Raw genomic sequence first — 21,362 nt, 5'->3', positions numbered from 1 at the left:
CCCGGCCGGGAGCTCCGGCCGGGACCCGTCGTCCGGAACGTGTCTCCCGACGCCCGTCGCCGCCGGCGTGAGCACGCGCGGACCGCTCCGCACCCGTCTCGCGGATGTCTTCCGCATCGCCTCTCCGAGCTGGAGTGTCTTCTGCCATGAGCGTTTCCCGTACGCACCTGTCCCGTACGTTCCTGTCCCGCGCCGCCCTCGCCGGCGGTGTCGCCGTCTCCTCCGTGCTGCTGCTCTCCGGCACCGCCTTCGCCCACGTGAGCGTGCAGCCGCAGGGCGAGGCCGCCAAGGGCGGTTACGCCACCGTCAACGTGAAGGTGCCGAACGAGCGCGACAACGCCTCCACCGTCAAGGTCGAGGTGAACTTCCCGACCGACCACCCGCTGGCCTCCGTGATGCCGCAGCCGGTGCCCGGCTGGAAGGTCGAGGTCACCAAGGCCAAGCTCGCCAAGCCGCTGGAGCTGCACGGCAAGAAGATCAACGAGGCCGTCGCCAAGGTCACCTGGACCGCCGACGGTTCGAAGATCGGCCCCGGCCAGTTCCAGCAGTTCCCGCTCTCCCTCGGGCAGCTGCCCGAGGACACCGACCGGCTCGTCCTCAAGGCGATCCAGACCTACGACAACAACGAGGTCGTGCGCTGGATCGAGGAGCCCAAGGAAGGCGCGGCCGAGCCCGAGAACCCGGCGCCCGTCCTGAAGCTGGCCGCCGCGACCGGCGACCACCACGGCGGCGGCGCCACGCCCGCCGCCGACGGCAAGGCCGCCGACAAGGCCGGCCACCACGACAGGGGCGGCGCGCACGAGGAGGCCGCCGGATCGACCGACACGGCGGCCCGGGTGCTCGGGGTGATCGGCATCCTCGTGGGTGTCGCCGGAATCGCCTTCGGCGTCCTGGCCGGGCGCCGCCGCTCGGCCTGACGGCCGTCCCCTCACCGAAAGAAACACCATGTCCGACAAGAAGACAGCTGTTCAGACCTCCGGTGCCGAGGGCGGGAAGGACGGCGGCCGCCCCGGCCGCCGGGCCCCGCTGGTCATCGCCACGGCGGCCATCGTCGCGGCGATCGGCGTCACGGCCGCCGTCGGCCTCGGCGGCGGGGACGGCGACACGTCCGGCCCGAAGAGCGCGGTCGCCGAGGTCTCCGGCGGCACCGACGCCACCAAGGCCGCCACCGTCCTCGACCGGCCCTTCACCAAGCCCGACCTGGTGCTCACCGACACCAAGGGCCAGAAGTTCGACCTGCGCGAGAGGACCAAGGGCAAGCCGACCCTGCTCTACTTCGGCTACACGCACTGCCCGGACGTCTGCCCGCTGACCATGAGCAACATCGCCATCGCGCGCAAGCAGCTCCCCAAGGCCGACCAGGACAAGCTCCAGGTCGTCTTCGTCACCACCGACCCGGAGCGGGACACCGCCGCCGAGCTCGGCAGGTGGCTGCCAGCCGCCGGTGACCCGACCTTCACCGGACTGACCGGCGACTTCTCGGCCATCCAGGCCGGTGCCCGCTCCATCGGCATCGGCATCGACCCGCCGAAGAAGGAGAAGGACGGCTCGGTCGTCTCCATGCACGGCGCCCAGGTGATCGCGTTCTCGCCGACCACCGACCAGGGCTACGTGCTGTACGGCGAGGACACCACCGCCGACGACTACGCCAAGGACCTGCCGAAGATCATCAAGGGGGAGAACCCGTGAACCGCCGCACCACCGCCCTGTCCGCCGCCGTCGCACTCGCCGCCGCGCTCGCCCTGACCGGCTGCTCGTCCGAGGACGGCGGACCCGAGCTCAAGGTGAGCGGCGCGTTCATGCCCCAGCCCGTGATGGACATGGCGGGCGGCTTCCTCACCATCACCAACAGCGGTGACACGGCCGACAAGCTCACCTCCGTCACCAGCGGCATCTCGGACGACGTCCAGATCCACGAGACGAAGAACCAGAAGATGCAGAAGGTGGAGTCCTTCGACATCCCGGCCAACGGCGAGCTGAAGCTCGAACGCGGGGGCAGCCACATCATGTTCATGGACCTGAAGAAGCAGCCCAAGCAGGGCGAGAAGGTCGCCATAGAGCTGCACTTCGAGAAGGCCGACCCCATCAAGGTCGAGCTTCCCGTCGAGGCGCCCAACCACAACCCGAAGCAGCACTGAGCTCGCCCCAGGGAGTGACAGAAACAGTGACCACCACCGCCCCGCGCCTCGGGCCCGCCCTCACCAGGCTGCTGCTCGTCGCCGCCGCGCTGCTGGGCGCCCTGCTCGCCACGGCGGGCCCCGCGTCCGCGCACGCGGCGCTGACCGGCAGCGACCCGCAGGACGGGGCGGTGGTCGCCACCGCCCCCAAGGAGGTCAACCTGACCTTCTCGGAACAGGTCGCCATGAGCGACGACTCGATCCGGGTGCTCGACCCCTCGGGCAAGCGGGTCGACACCGGAGAGATCCGCGACCTGTGCAGCGGCTCGGTCGTCCGTTACGGGGTCGCGCTGCTGCCCGGACTGCCCGACGGCACCTACACCGTGGCCTGGCAGACCGTCTCAGCCGACAGCCATCCCGTCGCCGGCGCCTTCACCTTCTCCATCGGCGCCCCGTCCACGACCTCCGTCGCGCTGCCCGAGACCGCCGTGGGCGGCGGACTCGTCGGCACGCTGTACGGCATCGCCCGCTACCTCGCGTACGCCGGCTTCGTCGTCCTCGTCGGCGGCGGCGTCTTCGTCCTGGCCTGCTGGCCGCGCGGGGCCTCCGTGCGGCCGGTGCAGCGGCTCGTCGTCCGGGGCTGGCTCACGCTGACCGCGGCCACCCTGGCGCTGCTGATGCTCCGTCACCCGTACACCCGGACCGGGAAACTCGGCGACGTCTTCGACCTCGGCGGGCTGCGGGCCGTCCTGGAGACCAAGACCGGCGCCGCGCTCTCCTCGCGACTCCTGCTGCTCGGCGCGGCGGCGCTCTTCGTGGCCGTGCTCTTCGGGGCGTACGCGCGGCGGACGGACGAGAAGGAGCACAAGGACCTCACCTTCGGCCTCGCCATCGGCGGCAGCGTGGTCGCGGCCGGCATCGCCGGCACGTGGGCGCTCGCCGAGCACGCCTCGACCGGGATCCAGCCGGGCATCGCCATGCCGGTCGACATCCTCCACCTGCTGGCCGTGGCCACCTGGCTCGGCGGGCTCACGGCGCTGCTCGTCGCGCTCCACCGCGCCCCGTCGGTCGAACGCCGGGCCGTGGAGCGCTACTCGAACATCGCCTTCGGGTCGGTCGTCGTCCTCGCGGCCACCGGCGTCTACCAGTCCTGGCGGCAGGTCGGCACCTGGTCCGCGCTGACGGACACCCGCTACGGGCAGCTGCTCCTGGTCAAGATCGGGCTTGTCGCCGTCCTCGTGGGCGTCGGCTGGGTGTCACGGAGGTGGGTGCGGCGACTCGCGGAGCGGCCGGCCGCCGCCGAGGCCGACGACGACGCGCACACGGACGCGAACTCGGACGCGGACGCGGACGCGAACTCGGACGCGAAGTCGGACACGGACACGGACGCGGATTCCGACGGACTCGTGGACCGACTCGGGGAAGAGCCGGCGGGCGAGGCGGCGGGCGGCGCGGCGGGCGAGGCGGCGGGCGGCGCGGCGGGCGAGGCGGCCGGGACCGGGGCCGGCGCCGAGCGGGCCGCGCAGCTCGCGCGGCAGCGCGCCGCCGTCGCCACCGCCGCGCGGAAGAAGGCGCGGGACGCCGATCCCGAGCGGGCCGGGCTGCGCCGTTCGGTGCTCACCGAGGCCGCCGTCGCCGTCGTCCTGCTCGCCGTGACGACCGTGCTGACCTCGACCGAGCCCGCCCGTACCGAGGAGGAGGCGGGCCAGGGCCGGTCCGCCGCCGGCGCGGCCGCGGTGCCGAACCGCCCGATCGATGTCCGGCTGCCCTTCGACACGGGCGGCGTGGACGGCAAGGGCACCGTGCAGCTCACCCTCGACCCCGGCCGCACCGGCTCCAACGCCCTGCACATCTACGTGCTGCGCCCCAACGGCCGCGGTCTCGACGTCCCCGAGGTGAAGGTCGCCTTCACCCTCAAGGAGAAGAACATCGGCCCGCTGCCGGTGCTGCCCGACCGCGTCCAGACCGGACACTGGACGGCGACCGGTGTCCAGCTGCCGATGGCGGGCGAGTGGCTCATGCAGGTGACCGTCCGCACCTCCGACATCGACCAGACCACCATCGAGAAGAACGTGAAGATCGGCTGACCGTGAGCAAGCCCGTGAGCAACGACAACCTTGAAATCTCCCGACGCCGGCTCCTCGGCACCGTCGGGGCGGCGGGCGCGACCGGCCTCGTGATCGGCGCTGCCGGTGGCGTGGGGATTTCCGCCGCCGGAGACGACTCCGGCTCCACCGGCTCGCCCGCCCTGACCACGGTCGGTTCGACCGAGGTGATGTTTCACGGGAAACATCAAGCGGGGATCACCACTCCGCTTCAGTCCCGGGGCCATCTTGTCGCCTTCGACCTCGCACCCGGCGCGGGCCGCAAGGAGGCCGCCGCACTGCTGCGCCGCTGGTCGGCCACCGCGAAGGCGCTGATGGCGGGCCGGACGGCGGCCGCGGGCGCCGACACCGGCATCGCCCTCGACGCCGGCCCGTCCTCCCTGACGGTGACCTTCGGCTTCGGCCGCACCTTCTTCGACCGCACGGGGCTGACCGCGCGCCGTCCGACGCAGCTCGACCCGCTGCCGGCCTTCTCCTCCGACGTGCTCGACCCGAAGCGCTCGGAGGGCGATCTGTGGGTGCAGATCGGCGCGGACGACGCGCTGGTCGCCTTCCACGCGCTGCGCGCGATCCAGAAGGACGCGGGTGACGCGGCCCGGGTGCGCTGGCAGATGAACGGCTTCAACCGCTCGGCCGGTGCCACCGCCCGCCCGATGACGGCCCGGAACCTGATGGGCCAGATAGACGGCACGGGCAATCCCAAGCCGACGGACGCCGACTTCGACCGGCGGATCTTCGTGCCGCAGGGCGCGGCCGGCGCCCAGGACTGGATGGCGGGCGGCTCGTACGCGGTCGTCCGGCGGATCCGGATGCTGCTCGACGACTGGGAGAAGCTGCCGCTGGACAAGCAGGAGAAGGTGATCGGGCGGCGCAAGTCGGACGGGGCGCCGCTCACCGGCGGGACCGAGACCACCGAGCTCGACCTGAACAAGATCGGCCCGGACGGCAAGGGCGTCATCCCCGACAACGCCCATGCCCGGATCTCCGCCCCCGAACAGAACGGCGGGGCGGCGATGCTCCGTCGCCCCTTCTCCTTCCACGACGGGATCGCCGCGGACGGGACCCCGGACGCCGGGCTGCTCTTCGTCTGCTGGCAGGCGGATCCCCTGCGCGGCTTCGTACCGGTGCAGCGCAAGCTCGACCGGGGTGACGCGCTGTCCCCGTTCCTCCGGCACGAGGCGAGCGGTCTGTTCGCGGTGCCGGGTGGGCCGGCCGAGGGCGAGTACGTGGGACAGCGACTGCTGGAGGCCTGAGGCGCGGCTCCCGGGCCGGGTGCCTTCGATGGTGGCCGAGCCGGAGGGCCTTCGGCGGCTCCCGGGCCGGGGGCCTTCGCTGGTGCCCGGGCCGGGGTGCCTTCGGTGGTGCCTGAGGCAAGGGGCCTTCGGCGGTGCCCGTTCCGGGGGCGTTCCGCGCCACCGGCCGTGGGCCTTCGGCGGCCCGCTGCCATTAGGGTGACCGTATGTCCGCCACCCGGTATACGTATCTCGGTCCCGAAGGCACTTTCACGGAGGCCGCGCTGCGTACGCTGCCCGAGGCCGCGACGCGGGAGCTCGTCCCGATGGTCTCGGTCCCGGCCGCGCTGGACGCCGTACGGAACGGCGAGGCGGCGGCGGCGCTGGTGCCGATCGAGAACTCGGTCGAGGGCGGGGTGACCGCGACCCTCGACGAGCTGGCCTCCGGCGAACCGCTGATGATCTACCGCGAGGTGCTGCTGCCGATCACCTTCGCCCTGCTCGTACGGCCCGGGACGAAGCTTTCGGAGATCAAGACGGTCACGGGGCACCCGGTGGCCCAGCCGCAGGTGCGGAACTGGCTGCGGGACAACCTTCCCGACGCGTTGTGGGAGTCGGCCGCCTCCAACGCGGACGGGGCCCGGCTGGTCCAGGAGGGCCGGTTCGACGCGGCCTTCGCGGGCGAGTTCGCGGCGGCCACGTACGGTCTCGAGGCCCTGGTCACCGAGATCCACGACGCGGCGAACGCGGAGACCCGCTTCGTGCTCGTGGGCCGGCCGGCCCGGCCGGCGGCGCCGACCGGTGCGGACAAGACCTCGGTCGTTCTGTGGCTGGGCGACGACCACCCCGGCGCCCTGCTCGAACTCCTCCAGGAATTCGCGGTGCGGGGTGTGAACCTGATGCTGATCCAGTCGCGGCCGACGGGCGCGGGAATCGGCAACTACTGCTTCGCCGTCGACGCGGAGGGGCACATCTCGGACCGACGGGTCGGCGAGGCGCTGATGGGCCTGAAGCGCATCTGCCCGAACGTGCGCTTCCTCGGTTCGTATCCGCGGGCGGGCGTCTCGCGGGAGGACGTCCGGCCGCTGCGCCGCGGCACCTCGGACGTGGAATTCACCGACGCCTCCGACTGGCTGGCGCGCGCCCAGGACGGCCGGGCCTGACCCGAGCCGGGTTACCCACAGAAGTTATCCACAGGCACGCTCCTCGACCTGGGGACAAGTCGACAAGGCGCGTCGGCCCGGTCGACAAATCCGCACCAGTCGCCCGTCAGCCCAGCTCCGGGCCCCCACTCTTCAGGGTGGGCAATTCCCACTCGAAGGAGTGGGAAAATGGACGCGATCTTCATGGTCCACAGATCTTTCGCACAGCCTGTGGATAACTCACTCTCGCTGTGCATTGCTGTGGAGAACCCTCCCAGGGGAATTCGGTAAAAACAATGCAATTCGGGCAAAGCGAGACGCATTGCCATATCGGGTGGGGGCGTCCGGGGTCGCACCGGTAGCCTGGGGGGGTGATTGACCTTCGCCTGCTCCGTGAGGACCCCGACCGTGTTCGCGCCTCCCAGCGCGCCCGTGGAGAGGACGTCGCACTCGTCGACGCCCTGCTCTCCGCCGATGAGCGGCGCAGGTCGTCCGGCGTCCGCTTCGACGAACTCCGCTCCGAGCAGAAGTCGCTCGGCAAGCTGATCCCCAAGGCCTCCCCCGAGGAGCGCGCCGCGCTCCTGCAGAAGGCGGAGCAGCTCAAGACCGACGTCAAGGCCGCCGAGGCCGAGCAGAACGAGGCCGACGAGACGGCCCGCGCGCTCCTCCTCCAGCTCGGCAACATCGTCCACCCGGACGTCCCGGTCGGCGGCGAGGAGGACTTCGTCGTCCTCGAGACGCACGGCACCATCCGCGACTTCGCCGCCGAGGGCTTCGAGCCCAAGGACCACCTGGAGCTCGGCGAGGCGCTCGGCGCCATCGACGTCGAGCGCGGGGCCAAGGTCTCCGGCTCGCGCTTCTACTACCTGACCGGCGTCGGCGCGCTCCTGGAGCTCGCCCTCGTGAACGCGGCAATCGCCCAGGCCACCGAGGCCGGCTTCATCCCGATGCTCACGCCCGCGCTGGTCCGCCCGCGCGCCATGGAGGGCACCGGCTTCCTCGGCCAGGCCGCGGAGAACGTGTACCACCTGGAGAAGGACGACTACTACCTGGTCGGCACCTCCGAGGTCCCGCTCGCCGCGTACCACATGGACGAGATCATCGAGGCCGACAAGCTGCCGCTGCGGTACGCCGGCTTCTCGCCCTGCTTCCGCCGCGAGGCCGGCACGTACGGCAAGGACACCCGCGGCATCTTCCGCGTCCACCAGTTCGACAAGGTCGAGATGTTCTCGTACGTCGCTCCGGAGGACGCCGAGGCCGAGCACAAGCGGCTCCTCGAGTGGGAGAAGCAGTGGCTGAACTCCCTGGAGCTGCCGTTCCAGGTGATCGACGTCGCCACCGGCGACCTGGGCGCCTCCGCCTCCCGCAAGTTCGACTGCGAGGCCTGGATCCCGACCCAGGGCAAGTACCGCGAGCTGACCTCCGCCTCCAACTGCGACGGCTTCCAGGCCCGCCGCCTCTCCGTCCGCATGCGCGACGAGAAGGAGGGCAAGAAGACCGTGCAGCCGCTGGCCACCCTGAACGGCACGCTGTGCGCCGTACCGCGCACCATCGTGGCGATCCTGGAGAACCACCAGCTGGCCGACGGCTCGGTCCGCGTCCCCGAGGTGCTGCGTCCCTACCTCGGCGGCCGTGAGGTCCTGGAGCCGATCTCCAAGTGAGCACCTTCCCCTACCGCCTGGTCGCGACGGACCTCGACGGCACGCTGCTCAAGGCCGACGAGTCCGTCTCCGCCCGCACCCGCGCCGCGCTCGCCGCGGCGACGGAGGCCGGAGCGGCGCACATCGTCGTGACCGGGCGGGCCGTGCCCTGGACCCGGCACATCCTCGACGACCTCGGCTACGAGGGGATCGCGGTGTGCGGGCAGGGCGCGCAGGTCTACCACGCCGGCGAGCACCGGCTGCTGACCTCGCTGACCCTCGACCGGCAGCTGGCCGGCCTGGCACTCTCCAAGATCGAGGCGGAGGTCGGGCCGCTGGCCCTGGCCGCCAGCCGCGACGGCCTGGAGGGCGAGGTCCTGATCGGACCCGGCTACCGGGTCCAGGACGGTCCCCTGCCGTACGTGCCGTACGAGGACCCGGCCGAACTGTGGTCGGCGCCGCTGACCAAGCTCTACGTCCAGCATCCGACGCTCGGCGACGACGAGCTGACCCGGATCGCCAAGGAGACGATCGGCGGGCTCGTCGACGTCGTCCTGGCGGGTCCGGGCATCGTGGAGATCGTGCCGCTCGGCCTCAGCAAGGCGACCGGGCTGTCGCTCGCCGCACGCCGGCTCGGCGTGAAGGCCGCGGAGACGATCGCCTTCGGCGACATGCCCAACGACATCCCGATGTTCGGCTGGGCGGCCCACGGCGTGGCCATGGCCAACGCCCACGAGGAGCTGAAGGCGGTGGCGGACGAGGTGACCGCCTCGAACGAGGAGGACGGCATCGCCGTCGTCCTGGAGCGCCTGCTGGGCGCCTAGCGGACACCGGTACGGAAAGCGGGGCGGCCCGCGCGGTTCGCCCCCGCGCGCTCGAAGCGGCCGCCCCGTTCCCGTACCGTCAGTGTGCGCTCGTCCGCGGCCCGCCGACCACCGGTTTATCGCGCGTGAGCGGCCAGAACGCCAGCCCGATCGCGAGCGAGATCGCATGGCCGAGGTCCGTGTACGTGCGGTCGGTGACCAGCGGTACGGCGAAGAAGGCCACCGCGCCGGCGAGGTAGAACCAGCGCCACGGCCGCGCCAGCCGATAGGTGAGGATGCCGACCGAGGCGGCCAGCCCGTAGCTCACCCCGATGTCCACGACGTGCGCCATGCTGCGCGGCACGTCGTGGTCCTGGATCGCCTCCAGGACGACCTTCTGGCTGACGAGCGTGGCCGCGACGTGCGCCGTGGCGACGACGACCAGCCACTTCACCGTGCCGAGCCAGCGTTCCACCGGCGCGTGGAAGACCTCGAAGAGGACCGCGTAGAAAGGCAGGCTCGCCGGGTTCTGGATCCAGAACGCGCTGCCGACCAGTGCGCGCACCGGGTGGCGGGAGAGCTCGTACAGATTGCTGCTGTTGCGGTGCAGCAGATAGCGCTCGACACCGTCCGGGGAAAGCGCGATGACCAGGCTGGTGATCGCGATGACGAGCAGCCAGACGTGCGTACCGGGTGACGAACGCACCCACGACCTGATCGGCCGGGACGGTTCGCCACCCGGGACACCCTGCGCATGCGGTGAGGTTCTGCTCGGCACGCAACAGTGCCTATCACCCCGGGCCGGGTGAGGTCCGTGAAGAACCTCAGAAATTGATCATGTGTCCGGCGATGCCGTGGACCGCTTCCTTCACGGCCTCGCCCAGGGTCGGGTGGGCGTGGACGTTGCGGGCGACCTCGTGGACCGTGAGGTCCCACTGCTGGGCCAGGGTCAGCTCGGGGAGCAGCTCGGTGACGTCGGGGCCGATCAGGTGGGCGCCGATGATCTCGCCGTACTTGGCGTCGGCGACGATCTTCACGAAGCCGGTCGAGTCGCCGAGGCCGTGCGCCTTGCCGTTCGCCATGAACGGGAACTTGGCGACCTTGACGTCGTAGCCCTTCTCGCGGGCCTGCGCCTCGGTGTAGCCGAAGCTGGCGATCTGCGGCTGGCAGTAGGTCGCGCGCGGGATCATCACGTAGTCGAGTTCCATGGTCTCGGCGTCCGCGATGGTCTCGGCGGCGATGACGCCCATGGCCTCGGCGGTGTGCGCGAGCATCAGCTTCGCGGTGACGTCACCGATGGCGTAGATGTGCGGCACGGAGGTGCGGGAGCGGCCGTCGACCTCGATCGCGCCGCGCTCGGTGAGGGCGACACCGGTGTTCTCCAGGCCGTAGCCGGAGACGTTCGGCGCGAAGCCGATGGCCTGGAGGACCTTGTCGGCCTCCAGGACCTTCTGCGTGCCGTCCTTGGCGGTGACCGTGACGCGGACCTGCGGGCCGGACTCGTCGATCGCGTCGACGCGGGTGGAGGTGAGGACGTCGATGCCGAGCTTGCGGTACTGCTTCGCGAGCTCCTTGGACACCTCCTCGTCCTCCAGCGGGGCCATCCGGTCGAGGAACTCGACGATGGTGACCTTGGTGCCGTAGTTGTTCAGCACGTACGCGAACTCGATGCCGATCGCGCCGGCGCCGGCGATGACGATCGACTTCGGGGCGTCCTCGGCGAGGATCTGCTGCTCGTACGACACGACGCGGTCGCTGAGGGCGGTGCCGGGCAGCAGACGCGGGGTGGCGCCGGTGGCGATGATGCAGTTGTCGAAGGTGATCGTCTGCGTGGTGCCGTCGGACTTCGCCACCTGGAGGGTGTTCGCGTCGACGAAGGTGCCCCGGCCGTCGAACTCGGTGATGCCGTTCTTCTTCATCAGGAAGTGGACGCCCTTGACGCGGCCGTCCGCGACCGTGCGGCTGCGGCGGAACGCCTCGCCGTAGTCGAAGGAGACGGTGCCGTCGACCTTGATGCCGAAGGTCTTCGCCTCGTGGTTGAAGATGTGCGCGAGCTCGGCGTTGCGCAGCAGCGCCTTGGTGGGGATGCAGCCGACGTTCAGGCAGACACCGCCCCAGTACTTCTCCTCGACGACCGCGACCCGCTTGCCCAGCTGGGCGGCGCGGATGGCGGCGACGTAGCCGCCGGGGCCAGCTCCGAGTACGACGACGTCGAAGCGGTCTGACATGACTGACTCCCGAGGGTGGTGAGGGTGTTCGGTCCGCGTACGAGTCACACGTGCCCACGTACGAGGCCACAGTAGTCCGGTCGCTGCGGCCCGGCCGGGGAGGCGAGGGACGTCACTTGTAGGATGACTGGGCAACCGGGCGAATCACTGGACCGACCGGTCGTATCCCCGGAATCGAGGAGTGGTGATGGCGGCGCTGAAGGCGGCGGGACGGGTCTCGCTGGTGGACTCCGTGGTCGAGCAGCTGCGGGCGCAGCTCGCCGGGGGAGAGTGGTCCGTCGGCGACCGCATCCCCACCGAGCACGAGCTCGCCGAACTCCTCGGCGTCGGCCGCAACACGGTCCGCGAAGCCGTCCGGGTCCTGGTCCACGCCGGGCTGCTGGAGTCCCGGCAGGGCAACGGCACCTTCGTCCGGTCCACCGCCGACCCGGCCGCCGTCCTCCACGGCGTACGGCACGCGGGTGCCCGGGACGTCCTGGAGCTGCGCGCCGCCCTGGAGGCCGAGGCGGCCCGGCTCGCGGCGGTACGGCGGGACACCCACGACCTGCTGCGGCTGCGGGCGGCCCTGGCCACGCTGCGCGAGGAGGGCGACCGGGACGCCGACGCGGACCTCGCCTTCCACCTGGCGGTCGTCGAGGCCACCCACAACGCGGCCTTCCGCGAGGTCTACCGCTTCTTCTCCGCGCAGGTGCACGAGGTCCTGGTGGAGGCGCTCGGCGACCGTGCGATGCCGCCGGTCGACATCGACGCCCACGAGACCCTGGTCGCGGCGATCGAGGCCGGCGACGCGGAGGCGGCCGAGGCCGGGGCGCGCGAACTGCTGCGGGTGCCCATGGAGACGATCGCGGCTCTGGTGGAGGGCTCGCGGTGAGGACGGAGACGAGGACCCCGGCGGGGGCCTGCGAGGTCGTCGGGGCCACCGGGGCAGCCGGGGCCGTTGAGAGCGTCGGGGCCGCCGGGGCCGTCGAGGTCGTCGGGGCCACCGGGGCCGTCGAGGCCGGGGCCGGGAGCAGGGCCGTCGCCGAGGTGGGGGCCGGGGGCGGGGCAGCTGCGGCCGGGGGCGGGCGCGGGGGCGGGGTCGCTGAGGTGGGGGCCGGGGTCGGAGTCGAGGTGCGGCGATCCGCCGACGTCTTGCCTTCGGCGACCGGGGCAGCCGGGGCGCCCGGGGCCGGGACGACCGGGGCAGCCGGGGCGACCGGGGCGGCTGCGCGGCGGGCGGCGCTGGTCGCGCACCCGGCGCTGCTCATGGTCGGCATCGTGCTCGCCTCCCTCAACATGCGGGCCGCGCTCGCGAGCGTGTCGCCGTTGGTGAGCGAGCTGGCGGCGGCGTACGGGCTGTCCTCGGCGGCCAGCTCCCTGGTGACCTCGGTGCCGGTGCTCTTCCTGGGGCTCGGCGCGCTCGTGGCGCCGTGGTTCGGCCGGCGCTTCGGCGCCGAGCGGGTGCTGCCGGCCGCGCTGCTGCTGCTCGGCGCGGGAATCCTCGTGCGGGTGCTGCCTTCGGCGGCGGCGCTCTACGGCGGCGGTGTGCTCGTCGGCACGGCCATCGCCCTGCTGAACGTACTGATGCCGGGCCTGATCAAGCGGGACTTCCCGGACCGGGCCGCGTCGATGACCTCCGTGTACACGGGCGCGATGATCGCGGGCGCCACGGTCGTCGCCGCCGCGTCGGTGCCGCTGGAGCGTGCGCTCGGAGGCTGGCAGGCCTCGCTCGGCATCTGGTCGCTGCTCGCGGCGGTGGCGGCGCTCGCCTGGCTGCCACAGGTGGTCGTCGCCCGTGGCCGTACGGGCGCGGCGCACGAGGTGCGGGCCGCGGCGGCGCCGGGCTCGGGGGCGGTCCGGTCCGTGTGGCGGTCGGCGCTCGCCTGGCAGGTGACCCTGTTCATGGGGCTGCAGTCGCTGTGGTCGTACGTGCTGATCGCCTGGATGCCGACGATCTTCACCGACCACGGGATGAGCCGCTCGACGGCCGGCGTGGTCTTCGCCTTCAACAACCTGATCCAGGTCGCGGGCGCCTTCGCCGTGCCGCTGCTCGCGGGCCGGATGCGCAGCCAGCGGCCGCTGATCGTCCTGGTGACGACCATGGTCGCCGCCGGATACGCGGGTCTGATGGTGGCGCCGGTACAGGGCGCCTGGGTTTGGTCGGCGGTCCTCGGGCTCGGCCAGGGCGGGGCGGTGGGTCTCGCCCTGACCCTGATCGTGCTGCGCTCGGGTGACGCGGTCACCGCCGCCCGGCTCTCCGGCATGGCGCAGACGGTGGGCTATCTGCTCGCCGCGGCCGGACCGCTGGCCGCCGGTGCCCTGCACCAGGCCACCGGCTCCTGGACACCGCCGATCGCCGCGGTCCTGGGCGTCTGCGCGACGGCGCTCGCGGTGGGACTGCTGGCGGCCCGGAACCGTACGGTCTGAGGACGCGTACGGCTCCGGGCCGCGACGGCGCTCGCGGCCGGGCCGCCGGGCGGGGCCGGTGGGCCGGGTGAGCCCGGTGGGCTACTCCTCGCCCGCCAGGGTCAGCGTCCGCAGCTTGCGGCCGGCGAACCAGGTCGCGCCGACCGTGACGGCGGCCAGCAGCGCGACCGCCGTCGGCAGCGCCACGTCGGAGCTGATCAGGCTGTCCCCGGTGACCTTCTCGGCCAGCGCCAGGGCCCACTGCTGGACGCTGAGGGTGCGGGCACCCGCGATGAGGGAGCCGAACAGCGCCTCCCACACCAGGGCGTAGACCAGGCCGATCACGACGGCGTGCCGGCTGACCGTGCCGAGGAGCAGGAACAGCGCGCTGTACGCGATGGAGGCCACCAGGGCCGCCACCGTGTACGCCACGGCGACCTGCTGCCCGTTGCCGTTGAGGACGAATCCGGCGATCAGGGTGGGCACGGCGGAGAAGACCATGGTCACGGCGATGGCGACGATCAGCTTGGTGAAGATGATCGTGGGCCGCTTCACGGGCTTGGACAGGAGATAGACGATCGATCCGTCGTCGATCTCCGGGCCGATCGCGCCGGTGCCGGCGATCACGCCGATCAGCGGCACCATCGTGGCGAGCGCGAAACCGCCGAGGACATCGGCCGCGACCTGGTCGTCGGCACCGTTGAACGCGCGCACGGCGGCGGCGATCAGGATGAGCAGCGCGGGCAGCGCGAAGAGGATCAGCGCCCGCCGGCGGCCGAGGAGGGCCCGGTAGGTGAGCCGGGCGACGGTGGGGTTGTACATCGGTCGGGCTCCTTTCAGGCCGCTACGAGATACGAGAAGACGGATTCGAGGGACTCGTCCGAGGGCGAGACCGTGAGCAGCCGGATGCCGCGCTCCTTGGCGACCCGCGGCAGCAGCTCGGTGAACCGGCCGAAGTCCACGGCCTGGATGCGCAGTCCGCCCTCGGCGCTGTGGTCGACCTCGATGCCGGCCGTGGACGGGTCGGCGATCAGCGCGGCGGCCAGGGCCCGGTCGTCGCTGGAGCGGACCAGGTAGCGGTGCGGGCGGTCGGTCATCAGCCGGCGGATGCGGCGGAAGTCGCCGGAGGCGGCGTGCCGTCCGGCGACGATCACCTCGATGTGCGAGGCGAGCTGCTCGACCTCCTCCAGGATGTGCGAGGAGAACAGCACGGTGCGGCCCTCTGCGCCCATGCGGCGCAGCAGGTCCATCAACTGCATGCGCTGGCGCGGGTCCATGCCGTTGAAAGGCTCGTCGAGCAGCAGCACCGACGGCTCGTGGACGAGGGCCGAGGCCATCTTCACGCGCTGCCGCATGCCCTTGCTGTACGTGGCGATCTTGCGGTCCTGCGCGTACTCCATCTCCACCGTGGCGAGGGCCCGCTGGGCCTCGGCGTCGCCCAGGCCGTGCAACTCCGCGTTCGCGACGACGAATTCGCGGCCGGTGAGGAAGTCGTACATCGCCTCCCGCTCGGGGACGACGCCGATCTGCCGGTAGACGGACTCGTTGCGCCAGATCGCCGCGCCGTCGAGGGTGACGGCGCCGGTGGAGGGTGCGAGGAAGCCGCCCATCATGTTGATGAGGGTGGACTTCCCGGCGCCGTTGGGGCCGAGGAGGCCGGTGACGCCCGGGCCGACGGTCATGGTGACGTCGTTGACGGCGACGACGTTGCCGAACCAGCGCGAGGCGTGGTCGATGTTGAGGACTGTCATTACAGCCCGACCTTTCGGTAGCGGCGCATCAGCACGCCGTACGAGCCGGCGATGAGTGCGAGGACGACCAGCAGATAGACCGCGCCGACGCCGGCGCCGGGCGCCGCGGCCTCCCCGCCGGGGAAGGGGGTGGGCGCACCGAGGAAGGCCGACTGCACGCCGCCGATGAGGGTGATCGGCGAGAACAGGCCGATCCACTTGACGGCGTCGATGTTCTCCGTGCTGTAGGCGATGCCCTGGAGGGTGGTGACCGCTCCGTAGGAGATGACCAGGGTGGCGATCACGGCGGCGACGCCGAAGCCGCGGCGCGGCGTGAGGGCCGCCATGACGAGGCCGATGCCGCCGAAGAGCAGCGACAGCAGCGCCACCGAGAGGAGTCCCTGTCCGAACATCTGGGTCTGGTCCCCGAAGTCCATCTTGGCGAGCAGCGAGCCGATCCAGAGGATCAGCAGCGGGGAGGCGGTGAGGAGGAAGAGCGCCGAGGCCATCGCGCCGTACTTGGCGAGGACGTAGTCCGTGCGCTCGATCGGGCGGGCGAAGTAGAGCGGCACCGTCCGGAAGCGGAGGTCGCGGGAGACGGACTGCGGGGCCTGGGCGGCCACGTAGATGCCGATGACCATCTGGAGGTAGATCGCGTACTGCGTGTACTCGATCGACAGCTTCGAGGACTTGGTGACCACGGCGACCGCGACGATGATCAGCGCGGGCACGCACATCACGGCGAACAGCAGCATCGGCAGCACCTTGGACTTGGCGCTGCGGCCGAGTCCGTACGCGCCGCGCAGCGACTGCGAGAACAGCGCCTGGCGGGCGGCGCCGCGGCCGAGGCGCGGCCCGTCGTAGCTGCGGTAGCCGATGTTGTGGATCCGGCTGTTCTCGGGGGCCTGGACGGGCCCGGGGGCCTGGGAGCTCATCGCGCCGGCACCTCCTCCTGCTGCTGCGTCTTGAACACCTCGGCGATGTGGTGGCGGCGCTGCTCCATGCGCACCAGGCCGAGGCCGAGGCCGGCGACGGTGTCACGGACGAGGTCGTAGGTCTCCTCGCCGGAGGCCTCGAGGAGCAGGATGTGGCCGGCGCCCGGCAGGCCGTCCTCCACACCGGGGTGCAGGGTGACGCCGGCGGCCGCGAGGGCGGCGCGCAGCGCCTCCGTGCCGTCGGGGTGGGCGTCGGAGTCGGTGACCTCGACCGCGAGGGTCGTGGTGGTGCGGGTGAAGTCCGTGGTGGAGCTGGAGCGGAGCAGCCGGCCGCCGTCGATGACGACGACGTGGTCGCAGGTGCGCTCCAGCTCGCCGAGCAGGTGCGAGGTGACGAGGACCGAGATGCCGAAGTCGGTCCACACCCGGCGGATCAGGCCGAGCATGTCGTCGCGGCCGACGGGGTCGAGGCCGTTGGTCGGCTCGTCGAGCAGCACCAGCTGCGGGTCGTGCACCAGGGCCTGCGCGAGCTTCACGCGCTGCTTCATGCCGGTCGAGTAGCCGCCCATGGGGCGGTAGCGCTCCTCGTACAGGCCGACGTGGCGCAGGGTGTCCGCGGTCCGCTCGCGGGCGGCGGTGGCGGGCAGGCCGGACATGCGCGCCATGTGGACGACGAACTCGGTGGCCGAGACGTCGGGCGGCAGGCAGTCGTGCTCCGGCATGTAGCCGACGCGCTCGCGGATCCGGGCGCCGGAGGTCGCGACGTCGAGTCCGAGGACTTCGGCGCGGCCCTCCGTGGCCGGGGACAGACCAAGAAGAATCTTGATCATGGTGGACTTGCCGGCTCCGTTGGCACCCACAAGTCCGGTCACACCGGGCCCGATGTCCAGGGAGAGCCGGTCGAGAGCGGTCACCCGGGGGAACCGCTTGCTGAGGCTTTCGGTCGCGATCACAGTCACGCCTTCGACGGTAGTGGCGTGGGCCACAGCAGTCGTCAGCCCAACGGCTCGATCCATGTCCGACTCCAGACGTACAAGCCCGTAGGGGAGCCGCGACCAAGGTCTCGTTTTCCACAGGCCCGTGCACGCCTCTTGACGCAGCCGCCGGGCATTGTCACATTCATCGATGTCAAGTTACGGACGCGTAGCGCAGTCGGGCGCTCACACGGGACGGGCGGGTGGCCATGGCATCGGCAGGTACGGCAGTGACGCGCGAACTCACCGCGGAGCTGCGCGGGTTCAGAGAGGTCCAGCGGCTCTCGTACGAGTGCGCCGAGGCCGTCGCGGCGCAGCTCAGGCCCGGCGTGACCGAGCGCGAGGCGGCGCGGATGCAGCGCGAGTGGCTGTACGCGCGGGGTGTCCGGGACTGGTTCCACCGGCCGTTCGCCTGGTTCGGGGACCGCACGGCCTTCGTCGACTTCAGGATCCCGCTCCAGTTCTTCCCGACGAACCGGCGGCTCGAGCCCGGCATGCCGTTCATCCTCGACATGGCTCCCGTCTACAAGGGCCACACCGCGGACATCGGCTACTCGGGCTGCCTGGGCCTCAACCCGGTCCACGACAAGCTGCTCGCCGACCTGAAGGACCACCGCGAGCTGATCCTGCGCGAGGTGCGCGAGCGCCGCTCGCTGCGGGAGATCTACGAGGACGTGGACAGGCTCATGGTCCGCCAGGGGTACGCGAACCGGCACCGCGCGTATCCCTTCGGCGTGATCGCCCACAAGATCGACCGGGTGAAGGAGCGCCGCTGGTCCCCGACCCTGTTCGGCTTCGGAACCCAGTCGCTCAAGGGCCTGGCGAGCGACGCCCTGCACGGCCACCGCGAGGGCTGGTCGCCCCTGTGGTCCCCGTACACGTTCTCCGACCACCCGCCCATGCCGGGCCTGTGGGCGGTCGAGCCGCACCTCGGATTCCGGGGGACGGGCGCGAAGTTCGAGGAGATCCTGGTCGTCACCGACTCCAAGGACCCCGAGCAGAGCGCGTTCTGGCTGGACGACGACCTGCCGCACGTGCGGCGCTGGAACGAGGAAGGGAAGGCCTCGTGAGCGACGCACGCGAGGCCGCCGGGCAGCACACGACGACAGCCGCACCTCCGCGCCTCACGGGCGGGGACGGGGGCGCCTCCCAGGCGTCGGCCCTGGGAGAGAACGAGAGGAGGCCGTGATGGCGGGACTCGAGGGGGCCCGGGAGCGTCGGGTCCGTACGGGCGGGATCGAGCTGTGCGTGGCCGAGCTGGGTGACGGGAGCCGCCCCACGGTGCTGCTCGTGCACGGCTACCCGGACTCCAAGGAGGTCTGGTCGGAGGTCGCGGGCCGGCTCGCCGACCGCTTCCACGTGGTGCTGTACGACGTCCGGGGCCACGGCCGGTCGACCGCGCCGACCCCGCTGCGCGGCGGCTTCACCCTGGAGAAGCTGACCGACGACTTCCTGGCCGTCGCGGACGCGGTCAGCCCGGACCGGCCGGTCCACCTCGTCGGGCACGACTGGGGCTCGGTCCAGTCCTGGGAGTTCGTGACGGCGCCCCGTACCGAGGGCCGCGTCGCCTCCTTCACCTCGATGTCCGGGCCGTCGCTCGACCACTTCGGGCACTGGATCAAGACCCGGATGACCCGGCCCACCCCGCGCCGCGTCGGCCAGCTCCTCGGCCAGGGCGCCAAGTCCTGGTACGTGTACCTGCTGCACACGCCGGTGCTGCCCGAGCTCGCCTGGCGCGGACCGCTCGGCAAGCGCTGGCCGCGGATCCTGGAGCGGTTCGAGCGGGTCCCCGCCGGCGACTACCCGACGCCCTCCCTGCCGAGCGACGCGGCACACGGCGCCTGGCTCTACCGGGACAACGTGCGGTCCCGGCTGACCCGGCCGCGGGCGGACGCCTTCGCGCACGCGCCCGTGCAGCTGATCACGCCCACCGGCGACGCCTTCCTGTCGGAGCGGCTCTACGACGACCTGGCCGACTGGGTGCCGGACCTGACCCGGCGCACCCTGCCCGCCAAGCACTGGGTGCCGCGCACCCGGCCGGACCGACTGGCGGCGTGGATACGCGAGTTCGTGGAGGCGAACGAGGACCCGGCGACCAAGGCACCGAAGCCGGCGGTGAAGAGCGCGGTCCGTCCCGAGTACGCGGAGCGGTTCGGCGGCCAGCTGGTCCTGGTGACCGGCGCCGCCAGCGGCATCGGCCGGGCCACCGCCTTCGCCTTCGCGGAGGCCGGGGCCCGGGTCGTGGCGGTGGACCGGGACGCCGAGGGCGCGGCCCGTACGGCGGAGATGTCCCGGCTCATCGGCGCGCCCGAGGCCTGGGGCGAGACCGCCGACGTCGCCGACGAGCAGGCGATGGAGAAGCTCGCCGCGAAGGTCGCCGGCGAGTACGGCGTGGTGGACGTGCTGGTCAACAACGCGGGGATCGGGCTGACCGGTTCCTTCCTGGAGACCACGAGCGAGGAGTGGAAGCGGGTCCTCGACGTCAACCTGTGGGGCGTGATCCACGGCTGCCGGGCCTTCGGGGCGCAGATGGCCGAGCGCGGCCAGGGCGGCCACATCGTCAACACGGCCTCGGCCGCCGCCTTCCAGCCGTCCCGCGCGCTGCCCGCGTACAGCACCTCGAAGGCCGCGGTGCTGATGCTGAGCGAGTGCCTGCGGGCCGAGCTGGCGGACCAGGGCATCGGCGTCTCGGCGATCTGCCCGGGCATCGTGAACACCAACATCACGGCGACCGCACGGTTCGCCGGAGTGACGGACGAGGCCGAGGAGAAGCGACGGCAGCAGAAGGTCTCGCGGCTGTACGGGCTGCGCAACTACCCGCCGGAGAAGGTCGCGGACGCGATCCTGCGCGCGGTGCTCCGCAACGAGGCGGTCGTCCCGGTGACCCCGGAGGCCCGCGGCGCCCACCTGCTGTCGCGGCTCTCCCCGCGCGCGCTGCGGGCCCTGGCCCGCGTGCGGCCTCCGGCGTAGCGGGAGGCGAGGGGCCTGGGCCGGGCGGGGCCGGACGGAGCAGGGCCGGACGGAGCAGGGCGGGGCGGGGCGGTCGTACCATCCCTCGACGGGTGAAAGGAGCGAGCGGTGGGAACGGGATTGTCCGAGCAGTCGGCGTCAGCACAGCCGGAGTACCGGATCGAGGATCTGGCCCATCACAGCGGGGCCACCGTCCGGACGATCCGCGCCTACCAGGACCGCGGTCTGCTGCCCCGCCCGGAGCGCCGCGGCCGTTCGAACGTGTACGGGGACACCCACCTGGCCAGGCTGCGGCAGATCGCGGACCTGCTCGACCGCGGCTACACCCTTGCCTCCATCAAGGAGCTCCTGGAGGCCTGGGACGCCGGGCGCGGGCTCGGCGGGGTGCTCGGTCTCGTCGCCGAGGTCGACGGCCCCTGGACGGACGAGGAGGCCGACCGGATCTCCCGCGCCGAGCTCGACGCCCGCTTCGGCGGCACTCCCGACGAGGACGCCGTCCGTGAGGCGATCGAGCTCGGTGTCCTGGAGCGCATACCGGACCGGGAGACCGAGGAGTACCTCGTACCGAGCCCCCAAGAACTCGCGGTGGCCGCCGAGTTGTACGCGGCGGGCGTCCCGCTGTCCGCGATCACCGGCCATCTGAGGGAACTTCGCGGGCAGGTCGAGCACATCGCCGCCCGTTTCCTGGAGTTCACCGCCGAGCACGTCTTCGCCCGCTATCTGGAGCACCGGCCGCCGACGGACGCCGACGCGGCCGAGGCGGCGACCCTGGTGCGCCGGCTGCGGCCGCTCGCCCAGCAGACGGTCGACGCGGAACTGGCCCGCGCGATGCGGATGTTCGCGACCCGGCACCTCCAGTACCACCTCTCGCCCGACGCGGCCGTCCTCGGGGAGCGGGAGCCGCGTTCGGTGGCACTGCCGCCTGACACGATTCGCGCCGTCGAGCGGCTCGTTGGCCGGGAGAACGTGGCGGCTTTCGTCACGGCGGCAGCCGAACGAGAGGTACAGACAAGAACATTGGATGCACTCGCCTCAAATACCGCAAACTCTAGCCAAATCGGTCAATAGGTAAGGGATTTCAAGGTCGTTGTCCACAGAGTT

Annotated in this window: 19 protein-coding genes; 13 read left to right on the top strand and 6 right to left on the bottom strand. The window is 71.9% G+C overall.

Annotation, left to right across the window (positions count from 1 at the left end; genetic code table 11):
• The first annotated feature begins 146 nt into the window (after nucleotides 1-146).
• The 8 genes from ACFY8W_RS19515 (at nucleotide 147) to ACFY8W_RS19480 (ending at nucleotide 9,060) form a co-directional block, all read left to right on the top strand.
• Nucleotides 147-917: a DUF1775 domain-containing protein gene (locus tag ACFY8W_RS19515; RefSeq protein WP_391106432.1), complete on the top strand. Its 771-nt coding sequence runs from the start codon at nucleotides 147-149 to the stop codon at nucleotides 915-917.
• A gap of 28 nt (nucleotides 918-945) precedes the next feature.
• On the top strand, nucleotides 946-1,689 hold the full coding sequence (locus ACFY8W_RS19510; protein WP_391106430.1) for an SCO family protein: 744 nt from the start codon (nucleotides 946-948) through the stop codon (nucleotides 1,687-1,689).
• Nucleotides 1,686-2,138, top strand: a complete 453-nt coding sequence (locus tag ACFY8W_RS19505; protein WP_391106428.1) for a copper chaperone PCu(A)C — start codon at nucleotides 1,686-1,688, stop codon at nucleotides 2,136-2,138. Before ACFY8W_RS19510 ends, ACFY8W_RS19505 begins: the two co-directional genes overlap by 4 nt.
• Before the next feature lie 26 nt (nucleotides 2,139-2,164).
• Nucleotides 2,165-4,204, top strand: a complete 2,040-nt coding sequence (locus ACFY8W_RS19500; protein ID WP_391106426.1) for a copper resistance protein CopC — start codon at nucleotides 2,165-2,167, stop codon at nucleotides 4,202-4,204.
• Nucleotides 4,201-5,475 (top strand): iron uptake transporter deferrochelatase/peroxidase subunit, encoded by a 1,275-nt coding sequence (gene efeB, locus ACFY8W_RS19495; RefSeq protein ID WP_391106898.1) that lies wholly within the window; start codon nucleotides 4,201-4,203, stop codon nucleotides 5,473-5,475. Before ACFY8W_RS19500 ends, efeB begins: the two co-directional genes overlap by 4 nt.
• A gap of 206 nt (nucleotides 5,476-5,681) precedes the next feature.
• On the top strand, nucleotides 5,682-6,617 hold the full coding sequence (gene pheA, locus ACFY8W_RS19490) for a prephenate dehydratase (protein WP_391106424.1): 936 nt from the start codon (nucleotides 5,682-5,684) through the stop codon (nucleotides 6,615-6,617).
• 350 nt (nucleotides 6,618-6,967) lie between these two features.
• Complete coding sequence (serS, locus tag ACFY8W_RS19485; protein WP_391106422.1) at nucleotides 6,968-8,257, top strand: serine--tRNA ligase; 1,290 nt, start codon at nucleotides 6,968-6,970, stop codon at nucleotides 8,255-8,257.
• Nucleotides 8,254-9,060: an HAD-IIB family hydrolase gene (locus ACFY8W_RS19480; RefSeq protein WP_391106420.1), complete on the top strand. Its 807-nt coding sequence runs from the start codon at nucleotides 8,254-8,256 to the stop codon at nucleotides 9,058-9,060. The genes serS and ACFY8W_RS19480 overlap by 4 nt, the downstream gene beginning before the upstream one ends.
• Nucleotides 9,061-9,139: 79 nt before the next feature.
• Here the strand turns inward: ACFY8W_RS19480 and ACFY8W_RS19475 are convergent, their stop codons facing one another.
• Both ACFY8W_RS19475 and lpdA read right to left on the bottom strand, forming a co-directional pair.
• Nucleotides 9,140-9,817, bottom strand: coding sequence for a rhomboid-like protein (locus ACFY8W_RS19475; protein ID WP_391106418.1), 678 nt, complete (start codon nucleotides 9,815-9,817; stop codon nucleotides 9,140-9,142).
• Nucleotides 9,818-9,863: 46 nt separating this feature from the next.
• A complete protein-coding gene (lpdA, locus tag ACFY8W_RS19470; RefSeq protein WP_391106416.1) occupies nucleotides 9,864-11,267 on the bottom strand; it encodes a dihydrolipoyl dehydrogenase in 1,404 nt (467 codons plus the stop codon).
• Nucleotides 11,268-11,454: 187 nt separating this feature from the next.
• On the opposite strand from lpdA, the gene ACFY8W_RS19465 reads away from it, so the two are divergent.
• Both ACFY8W_RS19465 and ACFY8W_RS19460 read left to right on the top strand, forming a co-directional pair.
• Nucleotides 11,455-12,138, top strand: coding sequence for an FCD domain-containing protein (locus tag ACFY8W_RS19465; RefSeq protein ID WP_391106414.1), 684 nt, complete (start codon nucleotides 11,455-11,457; stop codon nucleotides 12,136-12,138).
• A 350-nt stretch (nucleotides 12,139-12,488) separates the two neighbouring features.
• A complete protein-coding gene (locus ACFY8W_RS19460) occupies nucleotides 12,489-13,673 on the top strand; it encodes an MFS transporter (RefSeq protein WP_391106895.1) in 1,185 nt (394 codons plus the stop codon).
• 81 nt (nucleotides 13,674-13,754) lie between these two features.
• Here the strand turns inward: ACFY8W_RS19460 and ACFY8W_RS19455 are convergent, their stop codons facing one another.
• Genes ACFY8W_RS19455 through ACFY8W_RS19440 form a run of 4 tightly spaced genes read right to left on the bottom strand, consistent with a single transcriptional unit; the run spans nucleotide 13,755 to nucleotide 17,270 of the window.
• A complete protein-coding gene (locus ACFY8W_RS19455) occupies nucleotides 13,755-14,474 on the bottom strand; it encodes an ABC transporter permease subunit (protein ID WP_391106412.1) in 720 nt (239 codons plus the stop codon).
• A gap of 14 nt (nucleotides 14,475-14,488) precedes the next feature.
• A complete protein-coding gene (locus ACFY8W_RS19450) occupies nucleotides 14,489-15,403 on the bottom strand; it encodes an ATP-binding cassette domain-containing protein (protein ID WP_391106410.1) in 915 nt (304 codons plus the stop codon).
• Nucleotides 15,403-16,317: an ABC transporter permease gene (locus ACFY8W_RS19445; RefSeq protein WP_391106408.1), complete on the bottom strand. Its 915-nt coding sequence runs from the start codon at nucleotides 16,315-16,317 to the stop codon at nucleotides 15,403-15,405. Before ACFY8W_RS19445 ends, ACFY8W_RS19450 begins: the two co-directional genes overlap by 1 nt.
• Nucleotides 16,314-17,270 carry an ATP-binding cassette domain-containing protein gene (locus ACFY8W_RS19440; protein WP_391106893.1) on the bottom strand — a complete coding sequence of 319 codons (957 nt, stop codon included), beginning with the start codon at nucleotides 17,268-17,270 and terminating at the stop codon, nucleotides 16,314-16,316. Before ACFY8W_RS19440 ends, ACFY8W_RS19445 begins: the two co-directional genes overlap by 4 nt.
• A 230-nt stretch (nucleotides 17,271-17,500) precedes the next feature.
• On the opposite strand from ACFY8W_RS19440, the gene ACFY8W_RS19435 reads away from it, so the two are divergent.
• The 3 genes from ACFY8W_RS19435 (at nucleotide 17,501) to ACFY8W_RS19425 (ending at nucleotide 21,329) form a co-directional block, all read left to right on the top strand.
• Nucleotides 17,501-18,361: a M24 family metallopeptidase gene (locus ACFY8W_RS19435; RefSeq protein WP_391106406.1), complete on the top strand. Its 861-nt coding sequence runs from the start codon at nucleotides 17,501-17,503 to the stop codon at nucleotides 18,359-18,361.
• Nucleotides 18,362-18,479: 118 nt separating this feature from the next.
• Entirely contained in the window at nucleotides 18,480-20,261 is a 1,782-nt protein-coding gene (locus ACFY8W_RS19430; protein WP_391106404.1) for an SDR family oxidoreductase, read from the top strand.
• A 108-nt stretch (nucleotides 20,262-20,369) separates the two neighbouring features.
• A complete protein-coding gene (locus ACFY8W_RS19425) occupies nucleotides 20,370-21,329 on the top strand; it encodes a MerR family transcriptional regulator (protein WP_391106402.1) in 960 nt (319 codons plus the stop codon).
• Nucleotides 21,330-21,362: the final 33 nt, after the last annotated feature.

Origin of the sequence: Streptomyces sp. NPDC012637, from assembly GCF_042954805.1 — a bacterium.
Classification (GTDB): domain Bacteria; phylum Actinomycetota; class Actinomycetes; order Streptomycetales; family Streptomycetaceae; genus Streptomyces.
The sequence above is the reverse complement of the archived record's forward strand: the minus strand, read 5'-3'. Positions and strand labels throughout refer to the sequence as shown.